We start from the raw sequence: 16,172 nt of genomic DNA, 5'->3' as shown, positions 1-16,172 counted from the left end.
CCATGCATCCAGCCCTCTCCGTTGTCTTCTTCACCACCGCCACTGGTGCCGGCTACGGCCTGCTCGCGCTGCTTGGCGTGCTCGGTGGGCTCCAGATCATCCCGCCCGATTTCTGGCTCGGCCTCATCGGCCTGGCGCTGGCGCTCGGCCTGGTCGCGGCGGGATTGTTGTCCTCGACCGGTCATCTCGGCCGGCCCGAACGCGCATGGCGGGCGTTCTCGCAGTGGCGCAGTTCCTGGCTGTCGCGCGAGGGCGTGTCGTCGATCATCACCTTCATCCCGGCGGGACTGTTCGGCATAGGCTGGGTGTTCTTCGGCCACACTGATGGCTGGGTGGCCATTGCCGGGTTGCTGGCCGCCATCGGTGCGATCGTCACCGTCTGCACCACTGGGATGATCTATGCGTCACTGAAGCCGATTGCCCAATGGCACAGCCGCTACACCTTGCCAGCCTATCTGATCTTCGCGACCATGACCGGCAGCATTCTGTTGAACGCGCTGCTGCAGGGCTTCGGCATCGGCTCAAGAGCCATGCTTGCGCTGTCGATGCTTGCCAGCCTTGCCGGCTGGGGCTGGAAACTCGCGACGTGGCGCTACAATGACCGGCTCGAGATCCCAACCACCGCCAACACCGCGACCGGTCTGGCCGGCGGGACGGTGCGGTCGCTGGAATGGCCGCATACCGAGGAAAACTACCTGCTCAAGGAAATGGGCTTCCGCATCGCGCGCAAGCACAGTGCGAAGCTGCGCCGGATCACGCAGTTGCTGGCCTTCGCTCTGCCCGTCCTGCTGCTCATCGCCACCTTCGTCCTGCCCTGGCCCTTTGCGGCGGCGCCGTCGGTGCTCGCCGCGATCGTCCAGTTTGCCGGCATGCTGGTCGAGCGCTGGCTATTCTTCGCCGAGGCAAAGCACACGGTCACCCTTTACTACGGACGTTGACAGTCAGCCAGGCCGCAGCATCGAACCGGAAATCGCAAAGATGCGCTGGGTGCCAAGCATGTAAGCCATCAGCGTTTCCAGCCGGAACAGGCCGGCATAGGCGCGGTCGAGCACATTGAGCGAACCGGTATAAGCGCCGAAGGCCGGCATTATCATGCGGCCGCCATCGCCGGCAAAGCAGCGCCTACGCACCGAGCGGCCTTGTTGCACGATCCGCGCGCAAGGGTGCAGATGGCCTGATACCTCGCCCTCGACGCGCAGCTTGGACGGTTCATGCCGGAACAGCAGCGAGCCTATGGCCAGTTCCCGCACGGTTTCACCGGGTAGATCGGCCGGCGCTTCCGGATCATGATTGCCGGCGACCCAGAACCAGTCACGGCCTGCCATCAGCGCTTCCAGCCGCTCGCGAAAGCTTGCATGCATGCGCTCGGCACCACCGCCATCATGGAAGCTATCGCCCAGGCTGATGACGATCGACGGCTGGTAGTCCGATATGACCGCCTGCAATCTGAGCAAGGTCGCACCGGTGTCGTAGGGCGGGATCAGCATCCCGCGCCGTGCCAGCGACGAGCCCTTTTCCAAGTGCAGGTCGGAAACGGCCAGAAGCCTGAATTCGGGAAAATAGAGCACGCCGCGCGGATCGCAGACCGCGCGCTCGCCGGCGATGCCGATCATCTCGGCCTCGCCAATCAGCGATGCGCGTGCAAGCGAAAAATTCATTCCTCGACCATCTCCGGCCCCATGGCCTCCTCGACCAATGTCGCCGCATCCATCAACAGTGTTTCGTCGGCTTCGCCGTTCACCGGCATCTTGCCGATCTCGAGCATGATGGGCACGGCGAGTGGCGAAATCTGCTCCAGATTCTTATGCATGATTCGACCCTGGATGCGCGAGAGCATGTCGGCAAGTCTGCTGACATCGAGCAGACCGGCTGCCGCATCGGCGCGCGTCGCCTGCAGCAGGATGTGGTCGGGCTCATGGCTGCGCAGCACGTCGTAGATCAGATCAGTCGACACGGTGACCTGGCGACCGCTTTTCTCCTGACCCGGATGGCGTTTCTCGATCAGTCCCGAAATCAGCGCGCAGTTGCGGAAGGTGCGCTTGAGAAGCCAGCTGTCGGCCAGCCAGGCTTCGAGATCGTCGCCCAGCATGTCCTGGTCGAACAGCGCGCCGAGCGACGGTTTTCGGGACTTGAACATGGCGCCCATGTCACCCAGCGACCATATGGCCAGCGCATAGTCGGTGGCGACGAAGCCGAGCGGCCTGGCGCCTGCCCTGTCGAGGCGGCGGGTGAGCAACATGCCGAGCGTCTGGTGGGCGAGCCTGCCCTCGAAGGGATAGGCGACCAGATAATGGCGGTTGCCGCGCGGAAAGGTCTCGATCAGCAGGTCATCGCGTTTGGGCAGCACCGACTTGTCGGCCTGGAATCGCAGCCAGTCGGCCACCTGCTCGGGCAGCTTCTTCCAGCGCTGCGGATCGTCCAGCATGATGCGGACCTGTTCGGCGAGATAGGTCGAAAGCGGGAACTTGCCGCCACCATAGTAGGGCACCTTGGCATCGCTGCCGGGCGCGTTCGACACAAAGCATTCGTTCTCGCGAATGCCTTCGAAGCGCAGCACCTTGCCAGCGAACATGAAGGTGTCGCCATGCGTCAGCGTTTCGAGGAAGGCCTCCTCGATCTTGCCGAGAACGCTGCCGCCGCGCGTAGCCGAGCCTTTGCTGCCAGCCTTGACGTAACGCACGTTGAGCGCCGGCACTTCGATGATGGTGCCGACATTGAGCCTGTATTGCTGGGCGACGCGCGGATTGGGAACCCGCCATAGGCCATCCTTGTTCAGGCGGATCCGGGCGTATCGCTCATAGTTCTTCAGCGCGTAGCCGCCAGTGGCGACGAAATCGATGACGCGGTCGAAGGTCGGCCGATCGAGGCTGGCATAGGGTGCCGCCGTTCGCACTTCCTCGAACAGATCATCGGCGCGGAAGGGTGCGCCACAGGCGCAGCCGAGCACGTGTTGGGCCAGCACATCGAGACCGCCATCGACCAGCGGCGGTGTATCCTGTGCACCGAGATAGTTGGCGTCGAGCGCGGCCCGGCATTCCAGCACCTCGAAGCGATTGGCGGGGATGAGGATCGCCTTTGACGGTTCGTCCATGCGGTGGTTGGCGCGGCCGATGCGCTGCGCCAGCCGGCTCGCCCCCTTCGGCGCGCCGACATGCACGACCAGATCGACATCGCCCCAGTCGATGCCGAGATCGAGCGTCGAGGTGGCGACGATGGCACGCAGCGCGTTCTCGCCCATCGCCTTCTCTACGCGCCGGCGCTGGGCAACATCGAGTGAGCCGTGATGAAGCGCGATCGGCAAGGTGTCGTCGTTGACCCGCCACAATTCCTGGAACAGCAGTTCCGCCTGGCTGCGGGTGTTGACGAACAGCAGCGTCGTCTTGTGGCGCTTGATCTCGCGATAAATCTCCGGCGTGGCGTAGCGGGCCGAATGCCCTGCCCACGGCACGCGCTCTTCGGAGTCGAGGATGGAGATCTCGGGCTTCGCACCACCCGTGACGATGATCAATTCGGACATGTCGCCGGGTGGATTCTGGCTGACCAGCCAGCGTCGCAATTCGTCCGGTTCGGCCACCGTCGCCGACAGGCCGATTGTCTGCAGGCCGGGCACAAAGCTGCGCAGCCGCGCCAGGCCGAGCGCCAGCAGATGGCCGCGTTTCGACGTCACCAGCGAATGCAGCTCGTCGAGCACGACATAGCGCAGGTCCTCGAAGAAGCGCCCGGCATCGCCGGCCGCTATCAGCAACGCCAGTTGCTCGGGCGTGGTCAGCAGAATATCGGGCGGCACCAGCTTCTGCCGCTGGCGCTTGTGCGACGGCGTGTCGCCGGTGCGCGTCTCGATGCTGATCGGCAACCCGATCTCCTCGACCGGCTTGCCGAGATTGCGCTCGATGTCGACGGCGAGCGCCTTGAGCGGCGAGATGTAGAGCGTGTGTATGCCGCGATGCGCCTGCCCCGGCTTTCGCCTTGGCCTGACGGCCAGTTCGGTCAGCGAGGGCAGGAAACCGGCCAGCGTCTTGCCAGCCCCGGTCGGCGCGATCAGCAGCACCGATTGCCCACTTTGAGCCTTCGCCAACAATTCGATCTGATGGGCGCGCGGCGACCAGCCTTTCTCGCCGAACCATCTGAGGAATGGCTCGGGCAGGGCCACAGTGGCATTCTGTTCGGCAAGGCGCGGCTCAACTGTCACGCGCAAGAGGTAGCGCGGCCACGGGCAATCGCCAAGGAAAATCGGAACAAAAGGGGATCGAGGAGAGCGCTCCTCTTCCCATCGCTATACGGCGAGAGGATGCCGGCAGGGCAGGCAAGGGCCAGCGCCAGCGATCACAAATTGGCTTGGCGCGATCACCTGCAGGCTCGCGCCGCCCCTCATCCGCCCTTCGGGCACTTTCTCCCCGTATAGTGACGGGAGAAGGAAGGAGCTTACGGCCGCCGAAACCCCGTCGGGCCGCCATAGAGATAACCGATGCGGGCGATGGCATCCTTCAGCCCTTCGCGTGAGACCAGCATGGTGTGGCCATTGGCATGGATCATGGTCTCGGCATCGGTCATGACCGCGACATGACCTTTCCAGAAGACGAGGTCGCCCCGGCGCAATCCGGCATGGTCCGGGCCCGGATCGAGCGGCTCGCCGATGCTTGCCGCCTGCATGTCGGAATCGCGAAGCACGTCCCGGCCGGCCATGCGCATCGCCAGCTGCACGAGGCCCGAACAGTCAATGCCGAAGCCGGACGCGCCACCCCAAAGATACGGTGTTCCAAGAAAGGTCTCGGCCACCGCGACATAGTCGGCGGCGACTTCGCCGATCGGCCGCAAATGGCCCGCGATGATCCCCTCGCCAGAGGGCAGGACGGCATAGTACGTACCGCGCGTTTCGGCGCTCCCCGCCACGGTCACCATCGATCCCATTGATAGCCGTCCAGCGATCGGAAAGCGCAGATCCGGACCGGGGTAGAGGAAGGTGCGGGGCACCGAGACGATATGGGTGGGCGCGTGGTCCCGTCCGCCCAGCATGGATGCGTTGACGTAGCCGACATAGCCATCGCGTTCGGCCTGGATCCAGGCCCAGCCTTCGGCTTCCTCGAAAACCAGCACATCGTCACCAAACAGGGCTTGCGTGTTGATGCCCGCATCCGCCCTAGGCGCCTTGCGGATATCGGCCACCGAGACCGAAATCCGCGCCGGCCGGCCGGCGACGAAGCGGTCGGCGACGACCTCACCCTTCAGCCTTGCGTCGGCAAGGTCGGAACGGAAAGCGTGAAGGCGGGCATCGTGAGCGGTCAAATCGGCAATCCGGTCAAATGGCTAGTGGTCAGATGGGCAGTTCGTGCGCCCTGGCGATGATACCATCGCCGAAGCGCTCGACAAAGAGCGCGCCCTCGACCGTTCGCTTGATCAGGACATTGCGCTTGTCGAGCTCGTCGCGATGGCGCGAGACCAGCTTCAGCGCGCCCATCGTGTCGAGCGCGCGGGTGATGACCGGCTTGGTGACGTTGAGGCGAGCGGCGAGCCCACGCACCGTATGCGGCGGCGGATCGAGATAGATGGTGAACAGGATCGCCGTCTGGCGCATGGTCAGGTCGGGTGCGTCGTCGCGCACCTGCGACAGCATCACCTGCTGCCACAGTCGCAAGGCCTGGCTCGGGCGCATCGCAATCGACATCGCACAAGCATGACACCAAATTGTTTCGGTTCCGTTTCAGTTTCGGCGATTTGCCGGCTCTGTTGGCCGGCTCAGCCGAAACGCTTGGAAATGACCCGCTCCAAAGCCCTGATACCCTGGGCTTCGCCGCCAGCAGGGCCATGCGGGCGGTCGGCGGGGTTCCAGGCGAAGATGTCGAAATGCGCCCAGCTCTCGGTCTTCTCGACAAAGCGCTTGAGGAACAGGGCAGCGGTGATCGAGCCGGCGAACCCGTCCGTGGTGACATTGTTGATGTCGGCGATCTTCGATGACAGTTTCGCATCGTAAGGCCGCCACAGTGGCATGCGCCACAGCGGATCCTCGACCGCGGCGGAAGCCGCGGCCAGATCCGAGGCCAGCGCCTCGTCACCGGTGTAGAAGGGCGGCAGATCGGGGCCAAGCGCGACACGGGCGGCTCCCGTCAGCGTGGCCATGTCGACCAGGAGCTGCGGTTCCTCGTCGTCGGCAAGCGCCAGCGCGTCGCCCAGCACGAGCCTCCCTTCGGCGTCCGTGTTGCCGATCTCGACAGTGATGCCCTTGCGGCTCGCCAGCACGTCGCCCGGTCGGAAAGCATTGCCGGCGATCGAATTCTCGACCGCGGGGATCAGCACCCGCAACCGCACGTTCAATCCGGCGGCCATGATCATGGAGGCCAGGCCAAGCACGTTGGCAGCGCCGCCCATGTCCTTCTTCATCAGCAGCATGCCGGATGATGGCTTGATGTCGAGGCCCCCAGTGTCGAAACAGACACCCTTGCCGACCAGCGTCACCTTCGGCGCGGGCTTCGGTCCCCATGTCATGTCGATCAGGCGCGGCGCGCCGGTCGAGGCACGGCCGACGGCATGGATCATCGGGAAATTCTGGGCGAGCAGGTCGTCGCCCTTGATGACAGAGACTTCGGCCTTATGAACACCGGCCAAGGTTCGCACCGCCTTCTCCAGATCGTCCGGTCCCATGTCGCTGGTCGGCGTGTTGACCAGGTCGCGTGTCAGAAAGACGCCATCGGCGATACGGCGAACACGCCCTGCGTCGACACCGGCCGGCAGACGGAAGCGCAACGCCTTGCCCGACTTCTTGCCATAGCGGGTAAAGACATAGCCGCCGAGCGCCAGTGCGATTGCCGCGAGTTCCGGCTCGTTCGGCGTCGCGGCGAAATGCCAGTCGCCTTCCGGCAGGTTTTTGGACAATACACCGAGTGCCAACGCGCCGTCGCCGTCTCCAATGCCGAACAAGGCCCCGGCAAGCGCACCGTTTTGGCCGGGCACGGCCAGCGTCCTGCCTGCCTCGCCGGAAAAGCCGTTGGCCCTGGCCCAGGCCATCGTGGATGGCGCAAGGCCCGCGGCCTCCAGACCGTCCCTGGCCACCAAGTGCACCGGCAACGCGCCGTCCAATTTCTTCTCGACGAGTTCGACAGGCATTCGATGTTCTCCATGCCGAACCAAACCGAGTCGGCGTTTCTTAACTCTCCGTTAGGGTTAACAGAATATTTCTGCGGGAGGGAAGATGGCCACGCAATGGCCGCGCGCATGAATGGAGGCTTGGGTAGCGATGCCGACCGACCGCACAGTGAATGCCAGGGGAAAACGGCTCGTCACCACGGCCCTCATGCTGGCGCTCGCGGCGGGCGTCGCCGGCTGTGGAACCGACAAGCTCACCACCGGCTCGATCGGCCGCACCGGCGGCAAGCCGCTTGCGACCATGTCGGCTGGAGAGTTGCACAGTGCGACGGCCGCCCTTGGCCAGTCCTACGCCAGGAACCCCAACGACAAGCGAATCGCGACCAACTTCGCGGCCGCGTTGCAGATGGACGGCGATGCCGACCAGTCGCTTGCCGTGATGCGCAAGCTGGCGATCGCCTACCCCAAGGACCGCGACGTGCTCGCCGCCTATGGCAAGGCGTTGGCCGCCAATGGCCAGTTCGAAGCAGCGCTCGACGCCGTGCGCCGCGCGCAGACACCGGAATATCCTGACTGGAGGCTGGTGTCGGCGGAGGCGGCCATCCTTGACCAGATCGGCCAGAAGGACGACGCGCGCCAGCTCTACCGCAAAGCCCTCGAACTCAAGCCGAACGAGCCCTCGGTTCTCTCCAATCTCGGCATGTCCTATGTGCTGGAAGGGGATCTGCGTACCGCCGAGACCTATATGCGCTCGGCCGCCCAGCAGCCCGGCGCCGACAGCCGTGTACGCCAGAACCTGGCGTTGGTCGTTGGCCTGCAGGGCCGTTTCGACGAAGCCGAGAAAATCGCCTCGCAGGAGCTCTCGCCCGAACAGGCACAGGCCAATGTCGCCTATCTCAGGCAGATGCTGGCCCAGCAGAATGCCTGGAGCCAGCTCAAGGATCAGGACAAGGCGAAGCCGGCAACCAACTGACAACGATTTCGCCGACAGACGTTGAAAGCCGCGCTGCATGCAGCGCGGCTTTTGACTTTGGGCGAGGACCTGCCGCGACTTTTACTGACTGGTCGACGCTGGCGCCCCGGAATGATCGCCAAAGATGCCGCGCTGGCTGACCTGGATGCCGGCGGGGCCCAGGATGATGGCGAAAAGCACCGGCAGGAAGAACAGGATCATCGGCACGGTGAGCTTGGGCGGCAAGGCGGCGGCCTTCTTCTCGGCGGCGTTCATGCGCATGTCGCGGCTTTCGGCGGCAAGCACGCGCAACGCGTGCGCCACGGGCGTGCCGTAACGTTCGGCCTGGACGAGCGCCTGCGAGACCGATTTGACCGATTCCAGGCCGGTGCGGCTGGCAAGATTCTCATAGGCCTGCTTGCGTTCCTGCAGATAGGAGAGCTCGGCGTTGGTGAGGATGAACTCTTCCGCCAGAGCCACCGACTGCGCGCCGATCTCGTCGGCAACCTTGCGCAGCGCGGCTTCCACCGACATGCCCGACTCCACGCAGATCAGCATCAGGTCGAGCGCATCAGGCCACGCCATCTGAATCGACTGCTTGCGCTTGGTGGCGCGGTTGTTGACATAAACGACCGGTGCGTAGAAGCCGCCATAGGCAACGAGGACGCAGACGAACAGCCGCACGACCAATGGTTTGTCCGGCAACCCTCCAAGCACGAATATGTAGACCAGGGCCAGTGCGAAGCCGACAAAAGGCAGCACGAGACGAAAGAAGAGAAATCGCGTCAGTGGGTTCTGCCCGCGAAAGCCGGCGACCTTGAGCTTCTGCAAGGTGTTCTCGTCGGCCAGGGCGCGCCGCAGGTCGAGCCGGTCGACAATGTTGCGCATGCCTTCCGACTGTTGCTCGCGCAGGCCTTTGCGGCGGCGATCGGCCTCGCTAGCAAGCCGCGCGCGCTGCTTGGCGCGAAGCTCGTCGCGCTCCAGCGCGACCGACTTCATGCGCGCCTTGAGCTGGTTGCCGCCAAGCGCCGGCAGCAGTGTAAAGACGGTCGCGAACACGGCGATGGCGACCAGCACCGCGATCAGGAACGCCGGATCCGTCAGTGACTTGACGACTTGTTCACTCATGCCGCGGCCCTAGACATCAAAGTTCATCATCTTGCGCATCACGAAGATGCCAATCGACATCCAGACGGCGGAAACGCCGAGGATCAGATTGCCAACACTGGTGTTGAACAGCGGCATCAGGTAGAGCGGGCTCGATAGGTAGACCAGGAAGGCGACGATGAAGGGCAGCGCGCCGATAATGGCGGCCGACGCCTTTGCCTCCATGGACAGCGCCTGGACCTTGGCCTTCATCTTCTTGCGGTCACGAAGCACGCGCGAGAGGTTGCCCAGCGCCTCGGACAGATTGCCGCCGGCCTGCGACTGGATCTGGATGACGATGCCGAAGAAACTCGCCTCGGTGCATGGCATAGTTTCGGGCATGCGCAGGGTCGCATCGGGGATCGACAGGCCCATCTGCTGCGCATCGACGATGCGACGGAACTCGGTCTTCACCGGCTCCGGGGATTCGTTGGCGATCAGGCGCACGGCATCATTCAGGGGCAGGCCGGACTTGACCGCGCGCACGATGATGTCGAGCGCATTTGGAAATTCGTTGAGGAATGCCTTGACGCGCCGGGCGCGGCGAAATGAGACGAACCAGCGCGGCAGGCCGAGCGCACCGGCCAACAGCACGCCTGGCAGGACAAGCATCGGCGCCCCGGCCATGAAGGCGACCACGGTCAGCGCGAGACCGCATATGGCGGAATAGATGTAGAAGCGCTCGATCGAAACCTTCATGCCGGCCTGGCGAAGCTGGGCTTTGAGCGGCGGCTTCTTGACGGCGTTGTCCTTGGTTCTCTGCTTCTCGTCGAGGTCCTTCAGCGAATCCTGTACCGATTTACGGCGCTTGGCCGCATCCGCCGCGCGGTCGCGCGTGGCCTTGACGATGGAACGGTCGGTCTCCGCGGCCTTGATGGTTTCAAGCCGCTTGCCGGCCTGTTTCTCATTGCTGATCTGGTTGAACAGGAACGCATAGGCGACCGCGCCGGCGCTGAAGCCGGCGAGCACGACAAAAGCCAATACGGTGCCGTCAATTCCAAACATCGACCAGAACCTTCACGCCGGCGGATACGTCAGTCAGCACGTTTCTCCATCGCCTCGAGCGCAGTGGCGAGGCGCTGTTCCTCGCCGTAGTAACGGGCTCGATCCCAGAAATGCGGGCGGCCGATGCCGGTCGAGACGTGCTCGCCCAACAGCCTGCCGTTGGCGTCCTCGCCCTTGATGTTGTAGAGGACGATATCCTGGGTGATGATGACGTCGCCTTCCATACCGATCACCTCGGTGATGTGGGTGATGCGGCGCGATCCGTCGCGCAGACGCGCCGCCTGGATGATCACGTCGATGGAGCCGACGACGATCTCGCGCACGGTCTTCTGCGGCAGCGAATAACCGCCCATGGCGATCATGGATTCAATACGGTTCAGGCATTCGCGCGGGCTGTTCGAGTGGATCGTTCCCATCGAACCGTCATGGCCGGTGTTCATCGCCTGCAGAAGGTCGAACACTTCGGGTCCGCGCACTTCGCCGACGATGATGCGCTCGGGCCGCATGCGCAGGCAGTTCTTGACCAGATCGCGCATCGTCACTTCGCCTTCGCCCTCGAGGTTGGGCGGGCGGGTTTCCAGGCGCACGACGTGCGGCTGCTGCAGCTGCAGTTCGGCCGAGTCCTCGCAAGTGATGACGCGCTCCTCACGGTCGATGTAGTTGGTCAGGCAGTTGAGCAACGTCGTCTTGCCCGAGCCGGTGCCGCCCGAGATGACGATGTTGCAGCGAACGCGGCTGATGATCTTGAGAACCTCGGCTCCCTGCGGGGAAATGGCGCCGAACTTGACCAGTTGATCGAGCGTCAGCTTGTCCTTCTTGAATTTTCGGATGGTCAGTGCGGCTCCATCGATGGAGAGCGGAGGCGCGATGACGTTGACGCGGGAGCCGTCGGGAAGGCGTGCGTCGCAGATCGGGCTGGATTCATCGACACGGCGGCCGACCTGGCTGACGATGCGCTGGCAGATGTTGAGAAGCTGCTGGTTGTCGCGAAAGCGAATGCCGGTCTGTTCGACCTTGCCGTTGACTTCGATATAGACGTTCTTCGACCCGTTGACCATGATGTCGGCGATGTCGTCGCGTGCGAGCAATGGCTCGAGCGGCCCATAACCAAGCACGTCGTTGCAGATGTCATCGAGCAGTTCCTCCTGCTCGGCAATCGACATCGCGAAGTTCTTGATCGCAATGATATCGTTGACGATGTCGCGAATTTCCTCGCGCGCGCTTTCGGGTTCGAGTTTGGCGAGCTGCGAGAGGTCGATCGTGTCGATGAGCGCCGAGAAAACCTGGCTCTTTGTGTCGTAGTAGGTTTCGCTCTTTTCGCGACCCCGCTTCGCCTCCGGCGCGATGGGCGGCGCTTCGACCGCGCGGCGAGCCGGCGGAGCGACAGGTGCGCCTGGCTGCGGCTGTGCCGCGGGCCGGGCCAAAACCGCCGTATCCGCTGAACCCGCGGGCGGCGGCGCGGCCGGCGCAGGTGCTGGCTGGCGGAATTCCGGCGTGAACCGGTTGCCGTCGTCGTTGCCTCTTTTACCGAACATGATCGACTACCGACCCCACTGCGTCACTTCTTGTTGCGTGAGAGCTTGCCGAGCAGACTGCTCAGGCCAGCCTTCTTTTTTGTCCTGATCTCGCTGCGGCCGGTCAGCACATGGGCAATCTCATTGATCATGGCCACAACCGGATTCTTGGCATCCATCTCGCCGAGCATGCGCCCATTGTTGGCTGCATTGCCGAAAAGCAACGGGTCAAAGCCGATGACCGACATCGGCGTCAGGCCGAGCGGCTCGGCGAAATCGGACGGCGAAATTTCCGGCCGCTTGGGGACGCCGGCCTGGTTGATGATGAGCTTCGGCGGCGGGTCGTTGGGGCGAAGCCGCTTCAGCATGTCGACCAGGTTCTTGGTGTTGCGCAGATTGGCCAGTTCCGGCGTCGCCGTGATGACGATCTCGTCGGCCTTGACCAGCGTGTTCTTTGCCCAGCCCGTCCAAACATGGGGAACGTCCAGCACCAATAGCGGCACACTGCGCTGAGCGGTATCGACAAGCTGCGCGAAGGCATCGGGATCGAAGTCGTAGACGCGTTCCAGCGTCGAGGGCGCCGCGAGCAGCGACAGGTGCTCCGCGCACTGGGTCAGCAGCCGGTCGAGATAGACTTCGTCGATGCGTTCGGGCGAAAACACCGCTTCGGCGATGCCCTGTGCCGGATCCTGGTCGAAATTGATATTGGCCGTGCCGAAGGCGAGGTCGAGGTCGGCAACGACGACCTCGGACTTGAATAAGGAGGACATTGCCCAGGCTACATTATGGGCGATGGTGGAAGAGCCGACGCCGCCCTTGGCACCGACAAAGGCCATCGAACGGCCGAGCGGCTCGGCCTCAGGGTCGACGAAAATCGACGACACGACACTGACGATGTCGGCCATCGACACCGGCGCGATGACATATTCGGAGATGCCGGAGCGGATCAGCTCGCGATAGAGACCGACGTCGTTGTAATGGCCGATAACCACCACTTTCGAGGATGGATCGCAGTGTTCCGAGAGCTGGGCGAGCTGCTCCAGCAATTGCTTGGGTTCGCTGCGTGACTCCAGCAGGATCAGGTTCGGCGTCGGTGCCGACTGATAGAATTCGATGGCGGTGGGAACACCGCCCATATGGACCTTGAGATGCGCCTTGGTCATGCGGCGATCCTCGCCGGCGCGCTCGACCGGATTGGCAACGCCCTCGGTCTCGCAGAATGCCTGGATCGAGATGCGGGGGACCGGCCGCAAGGCCTGCATCGCGGCGATGTCCTGCGGTGAGGTGTCACCGCCGTCCACGGTGGCGTCATAGGCAAGGTTGCTCATGGTCATGCTCTTTCCGTGGCCTGTTCTTTCCGTGTCTTCTCTTTCCCAAGGGCGGCTTAGTAGGTCACTTCCGAATTGCCGAGGAATTCATCCGAAATGCCCCTGTTGCGGTAGACATCGATCACCGCGCCACGATTTTCCGCGTCGATAGTGGTCTGCTTGCGCGGTCCGAGCAGGTCGGACGGGTTCGCAACCTGGGCGGCGAGATTGTTCTGATAGGAGCAGCCGAAGTCGGCATAATGCTTGTTCTCCGACGTCTCCGCCAGATCGTCGGGCCAGCGTCCGCATTTGTCGGTCTGGGCTCTCACCGCGATATAGGAGACGCGAACCGGGGCCGATGTCTCGCTCGATCCAGCCTGATAGGAAACCACGACGATCCGGTTGCGCTTGACGCCGCTGGCGACCGCCAGCCGGGCGAAATCGCGGCCGGCCGCCGACGCGGCGACCTGATTGGCTGATCCGCTGGGGATCTGGATCGTCAATGTCGGAGCGGCACTCTTGTCATAGCCGTCGAGGAAACCGAGCAGCGTGTCGCGCTGCGAACCGGTCATGCCACGGTCGCCGGCGCCGACAGGAAGATCGATCTTCTGGTTCTTCTCCGCGATCACGATCGGATGGTTGGTGCGATAGTCGTCCGGAATGGCACCCACGGTGATGCTGTCGCGCTGGGCGCAACCGGCCAGCAAGGCCGTTGCCGCCGCCGCCAGGATCGAGAGCGCCCGCAGGCTGGCCCGTGAACGGCCGGTGCGCATCGTCGTGGCGATGCTCCTTGTGTTCAACGCTGACTGAGACATGTCCGCTTCCCCATTCACTTGTAGATAAAGCCGACAACGCCGTGATACCGGCCGTTGGGCTTGTCGGTCTGCATGGTGCCGTAGACGCGATTGACCTTGCCAAGGAACATGCCGGCGCCGTCGCTCGGAGGGTTGAAATTGTCGTCCGGCTTGGCGAGATCGTTGCGGGCTACCGGCTTCGTCAGATAGGGCGTGATGATGATGACGAGCTCACTTTCGTTGCGCACGAAGTCCCTGCTACGGAAGAGCGCCCCAAGCACGGGAATCTTCGTCAGTCCCGGCAAGCCGTTCACGGCCTGCCTGACATCGTCGCGAACCAGGCCGGCGATCATCATGGAGCCGCCCGAGGGCAGTTCGACTGTCGTATCGGCAAGGCGCTTGCGCAGCGACAGGATATTCGTGCCGGGGCTCGTCACGCCATTGGAAAGCGACACGGATCCTTCGGTCGTCGGCTCCGAAACCGAGGTTCTGACCTTCAGGCTGATACGGCCGGGAGACAGCACGACCGGCTGGAATTCCAGGCCGATGCCATACTCGATCTTTTCGATGTTATAGGTTGTCAGGCCAGTCTGGTTGTCGGTGGATACGTTCTGGGAGACGCCGGACACCATGTTGTATTCGCCACCGACCTTGAAGGTCGCCTTCTCGCCGGATACGGCGGTCAAGGTCGGCTCAGCCAGCGTCTTCATGACCCCGGACTCCTCCATGGCGTTGATATAGGCCATCAGTGCCGAGTTGCCGATGCTGAAGCCCGAATGCGACAGCTGCTTGCCCAATCCCGTGAAATTGTCGCTGATCGCACCGTAGCTGATGCCATTGCTGCCGCCATTGCCGATCATGTTGACGCCGAGCTGTTTCATCACGGACCGGCTGACTTCGGCGACGGTCACTTTCAGCGTGACCTGGTCGTCACCGATGATCTGCAGGAGATTGACGATCTTCGAGACGCGTCGTTCCTGGTCGGGGTTGTTGATGTCGACACCGCTCTGGGCCGAGCCGCCGGCCGCGGTCTGCGAATACTGACCCGTCGTCGCTTCACCGCCCGAAACGAAGATCGTCGCCAGATCGACCGCCCGCTTCGCATCCAGCGGTGTATCGACGGTCCCGGTCAAGACGACGTTGTCGTTCAGCAATTCCACCTTGACGGCCGAGGTCGGAAGGAAGCGCTTGATGTAGCCCTCCAGGCCGGCAACGTCGCGTTCGACGGCCAGATCCAGGCTGGCGATCTGTTCGCCGTTCGGACCGAAGACGAAGATGTTGGTCTCGCCGACCGACTTGCCGAACAGGTAGATCCGCCTTGCGGTGCGGGTCACCGCATCGGCGACGCTCGGGTTGGCGACAAGAATGTCGTAGGCATCGCTCGGCAGGTCTATGACCACCGATTTGTTGAGGCCCAGCTTGACGCGCTGCGTGGCTGTCGTAGCCGTCACCTGCGTACTCTTGGCCTCGACAACGCCCTGCACATTCGTCCCGACGAGCAGCAGGCCGAATGCCGCGGCTGCGATTGCCGGCAGTTTACCGCTTAGCCTCATTTCCTTGCCCCTACCTCGGAAACTTCACCCGACTTGATCAATCTCACCGTTCCCTTGCGGCCATTGCCGGAAACGAGATAGTCGGCCTCGTCCACATTCTTTTCCTGGGTGTCCGTGATCGCCCGCAGCGCCAGGGTCAGGCGATCGGCCATCTGCTGGGCAACAGTGATGATCTCCGCCTGTTTGGGCGTGAGCTCCAGCGTGGCGGTCTGGCCGACCCTGGTCTTCTTGCCCTCCTCGTCCTCCTGGATGGTCTGGTCGATTGCCAGGACGCGGATATTCTTGAGGATGGTTTCAGTGTTGAAACCGGTGCTGCCGCTGTTTGCATCCGCCCTTCGCGTCATGATGACGTCGACAAAATCGTTTGGAAGGATGAAGCCGCCTGCCGAAGTGTCGGCCGATATGGCGGTGGCGACCGCCCGCATCCCGGAAGGCAGGATGGACGACATGAAGCTCTGGCCCTCGCCGATCAGCTTGGAACGCCGCACGGGCTCGCCCGCGTACATCGGCACACGGGCGATCGATCCCTTCAACTTGTCCAGGGCGTCGGGAGCGGTTGCCTTGGTGATGAAATTCGCGTTGACGCCGTCGGCCGGCCAGGATTGCCAGGAGATGTTGTTCTGGAGCGCGTTGCCCATCGCGACATCGCCCGAGAGCACGAGCACGTCCTGCAGGGGCACGGCGGGAGCCTGGGGACCCGAATCGACGACGATCTGGGGCGGCGGCGCGGCGACCATGTTCTTTGCGACATAGCCAGCGCCACCTGCCGCGGCCACCGCCACGCTCAGAATAATCAGTCGGGATGCTGGCATCTGTCCGAACCC

Annotated in this window: 14 protein-coding genes; 2 read left to right on the top strand and 12 right to left on the bottom strand. The window is 63.4% G+C overall.

Annotated elements, in window-relative coordinates; genetic code table 11:
• The first annotated feature begins 2 nt into the window (after positions 1 to 2).
• Positions 3 to 938, top strand: a complete 936-nt coding sequence (locus AC1VON_RS08825) for a dimethyl sulfoxide reductase anchor subunit family protein (protein WP_483121565.1) — start codon at positions 3 to 5, stop codon at positions 936 to 938.
• Between the two features lie 3 nt (positions 939 to 941).
• Here AC1VON_RS08825 and pdeM read toward each other — a convergent pair whose 3' ends face one another.
• From pdeM to AC1VON_RS08800, 5 genes are all read right to left on the bottom strand, one after another.
• Positions 942 to 1,658 (bottom strand): ligase-associated DNA damage response endonuclease PdeM, encoded by a 717-nt coding sequence (gene pdeM, locus AC1VON_RS08820; protein WP_172352743.1) that lies wholly within the window; start codon positions 1,656 to 1,658, stop codon positions 942 to 944.
• Positions 1,655 to 4,189, bottom strand: coding sequence for a ligase-associated DNA damage response DEXH box helicase (locus tag AC1VON_RS08815; protein ID WP_483126294.1), 2,535 nt, complete (start codon positions 4,187 to 4,189; stop codon positions 1,655 to 1,657). Before AC1VON_RS08815 ends, pdeM begins: the two co-directional genes overlap by 4 nt.
• Positions 4,190 to 4,422: 233 nt before the next feature.
• Positions 4,423 to 5,283: a C40 family peptidase gene (locus AC1VON_RS08810; RefSeq protein WP_483121562.1), complete on the bottom strand. Its 861-nt coding sequence runs from the start codon at positions 5,281 to 5,283 to the stop codon at positions 4,423 to 4,425.
• 28 nt (positions 5,284 to 5,311) lie between these two features.
• The gene (locus AC1VON_RS08805; RefSeq protein ID WP_010913361.1) at positions 5,312 to 5,662 is read right to left on the bottom strand and encodes a MarR family winged helix-turn-helix transcriptional regulator; all 351 of its coding nucleotides are present in this window, start codon (positions 5,660 to 5,662) and stop codon (positions 5,312 to 5,314) included.
• Between the two features lie 71 nt (positions 5,663 to 5,733).
• Positions 5,734 to 7,098: a leucyl aminopeptidase family protein gene (locus AC1VON_RS08800; protein WP_483121560.1), complete on the bottom strand. Its 1,365-nt coding sequence runs from the start codon at positions 7,096 to 7,098 to the stop codon at positions 5,734 to 5,736.
• Positions 7,099 to 7,228: 130 nt separating this feature from the next.
• Here AC1VON_RS08800 and AC1VON_RS08795 point away from each other — a divergent pair, with 130 nt between their 5' ends.
• A complete protein-coding gene (locus AC1VON_RS08795; protein ID WP_172352746.1) occupies positions 7,229 to 8,050 on the top strand; it encodes a tetratricopeptide repeat protein in 822 nt (273 codons plus the stop codon).
• 81 nt (positions 8,051 to 8,131) lie between these two features.
• On the opposite strand, the gene AC1VON_RS08790 is transcribed toward AC1VON_RS08795, so the two are convergent.
• Genes AC1VON_RS08790 through cpaB form a run of 7 tightly spaced genes read right to left on the bottom strand, consistent with a single transcriptional unit; the run spans position 8,132 to position 16,160 of the window.
• Complete coding sequence (locus AC1VON_RS08790) at positions 8,132 to 9,157, bottom strand: type II secretion system F family protein (RefSeq protein ID WP_483121557.1); 1,026 nt, start codon at positions 9,155 to 9,157, stop codon at positions 8,132 to 8,134.
• A gap of 9 nt (positions 9,158 to 9,166) precedes the next feature.
• Positions 9,167 to 10,180 (bottom strand): type II secretion system F family protein, encoded by a 1,014-nt coding sequence (locus AC1VON_RS08785; RefSeq protein WP_483121555.1) that lies wholly within the window; start codon positions 10,178 to 10,180, stop codon positions 9,167 to 9,169.
• Positions 10,181 to 10,209: 29 nt separating this feature from the next.
• Positions 10,210 to 11,715 carry a TadA family conjugal transfer-associated ATPase gene (locus AC1VON_RS08780; protein ID WP_172352749.1) on the bottom strand — a complete coding sequence of 502 codons (1,506 nt, stop codon included), beginning with the start codon at positions 11,713 to 11,715 and terminating at the stop codon, positions 10,210 to 10,212.
• 23 nt (positions 11,716 to 11,738) lie between these two features.
• A complete protein-coding gene (locus AC1VON_RS08775) occupies positions 11,739 to 13,028 on the bottom strand; it encodes a CpaE/TadZ family protein (RefSeq protein WP_483121553.1) in 1,290 nt (429 codons plus the stop codon).
• A gap of 50 nt (positions 13,029 to 13,078) precedes the next feature.
• Positions 13,079 to 13,816 (bottom strand): CpaD family pilus assembly protein, encoded by a 738-nt coding sequence (locus AC1VON_RS08770; protein WP_172352751.1) that lies wholly within the window; start codon positions 13,814 to 13,816, stop codon positions 13,079 to 13,081.
• Positions 13,817 to 13,830: 14 nt separating this feature from the next.
• Entirely contained in the window at positions 13,831 to 15,348 is a 1,518-nt protein-coding gene (locus tag AC1VON_RS08765; protein ID WP_172352752.1) for a type II and III secretion system protein family protein, read from the bottom strand.
• The gene (gene cpaB, locus AC1VON_RS08760; RefSeq protein WP_172352753.1) at positions 15,345 to 16,160 is read right to left on the bottom strand and encodes a Flp pilus assembly protein CpaB; all 816 of its coding nucleotides are present in this window, start codon (positions 16,158 to 16,160) and stop codon (positions 15,345 to 15,347) included. The genes AC1VON_RS08765 and cpaB overlap by 4 nt, the downstream gene beginning before the upstream one ends.
• Positions 16,161 to 16,172: the final 12 nt, after the last annotated feature.

Source organism: Mesorhizobium sp. HAY1-8B (genome assembly GCF_056868045.1).
The sequence above is the reverse complement of the archived record's forward strand: the minus strand, read 5'-3'. Positions and strand labels throughout refer to the sequence as shown.

Coding starts and splice junctions, on each gene's coding strand:
- AC1VON_RS08825 (WP_483121565.1), top strand. CDS start 3: ATGCATCCAGCCCTCTCCGTTGTCTTCTTCACCACCGCCACTGGTGCC.
- pdeM (WP_172352743.1), bottom strand. CDS start 1,658: ATGAATTTTTCGCTTGCACGCGCATCGCTGATTGGCGAGGCCGAGATG.
- AC1VON_RS08805 (WP_010913361.1), bottom strand. CDS start 5,662: ATGTCGATTGCGATGCGCCCGAGCCAGGCCTTGCGACTGTGGCAGCAG.
- AC1VON_RS08800 (WP_483121560.1), bottom strand. CDS start 7,098: ATGCCTGTCGAACTCGTCGAGAAGAAATTGGACGGCGCGTTGCCGGTG.
- AC1VON_RS08795 (WP_172352746.1), top strand. CDS start 7,229: ATGCCGACCGACCGCACAGTGAATGCCAGGGGAAAACGGCTCGTCACC.
- AC1VON_RS08790 (WP_483121557.1), bottom strand. CDS start 9,157: ATGAGTGAACAAGTCGTCAAGTCACTGACGGATCCGGCGTTCCTGATC.
- AC1VON_RS08785 (WP_483121555.1), bottom strand. CDS start 10,180: ATGTTTGGAATTGACGGCACCGTATTGGCTTTTGTCGTGCTCGCCGGC.
- AC1VON_RS08780 (WP_172352749.1), bottom strand. CDS start 11,715: ATGTTCGGTAAAAGAGGCAACGACGACGGCAACCGGTTCACGCCGGAA.
- AC1VON_RS08775 (WP_483121553.1), bottom strand. CDS start 13,028: ATGACCATGAGCAACCTTGCCTATGACGCCACCGTGGACGGCGGTGAC.
- AC1VON_RS08770 (WP_172352751.1), bottom strand. CDS start 13,816: ATGTCTCAGTCAGCGTTGAACACAAGGAGCATCGCCACGACGATGCGC.
- AC1VON_RS08765 (WP_172352752.1), bottom strand. CDS start 15,348: ATGAGGCTAAGCGGTAAACTGCCGGCAATCGCAGCCGCGGCATTCGGC.
- cpaB (WP_172352753.1), bottom strand. CDS start 16,160: ATGCCAGCATCCCGACTGATTATTCTGAGCGTGGCGGTGGCCGCGGCA.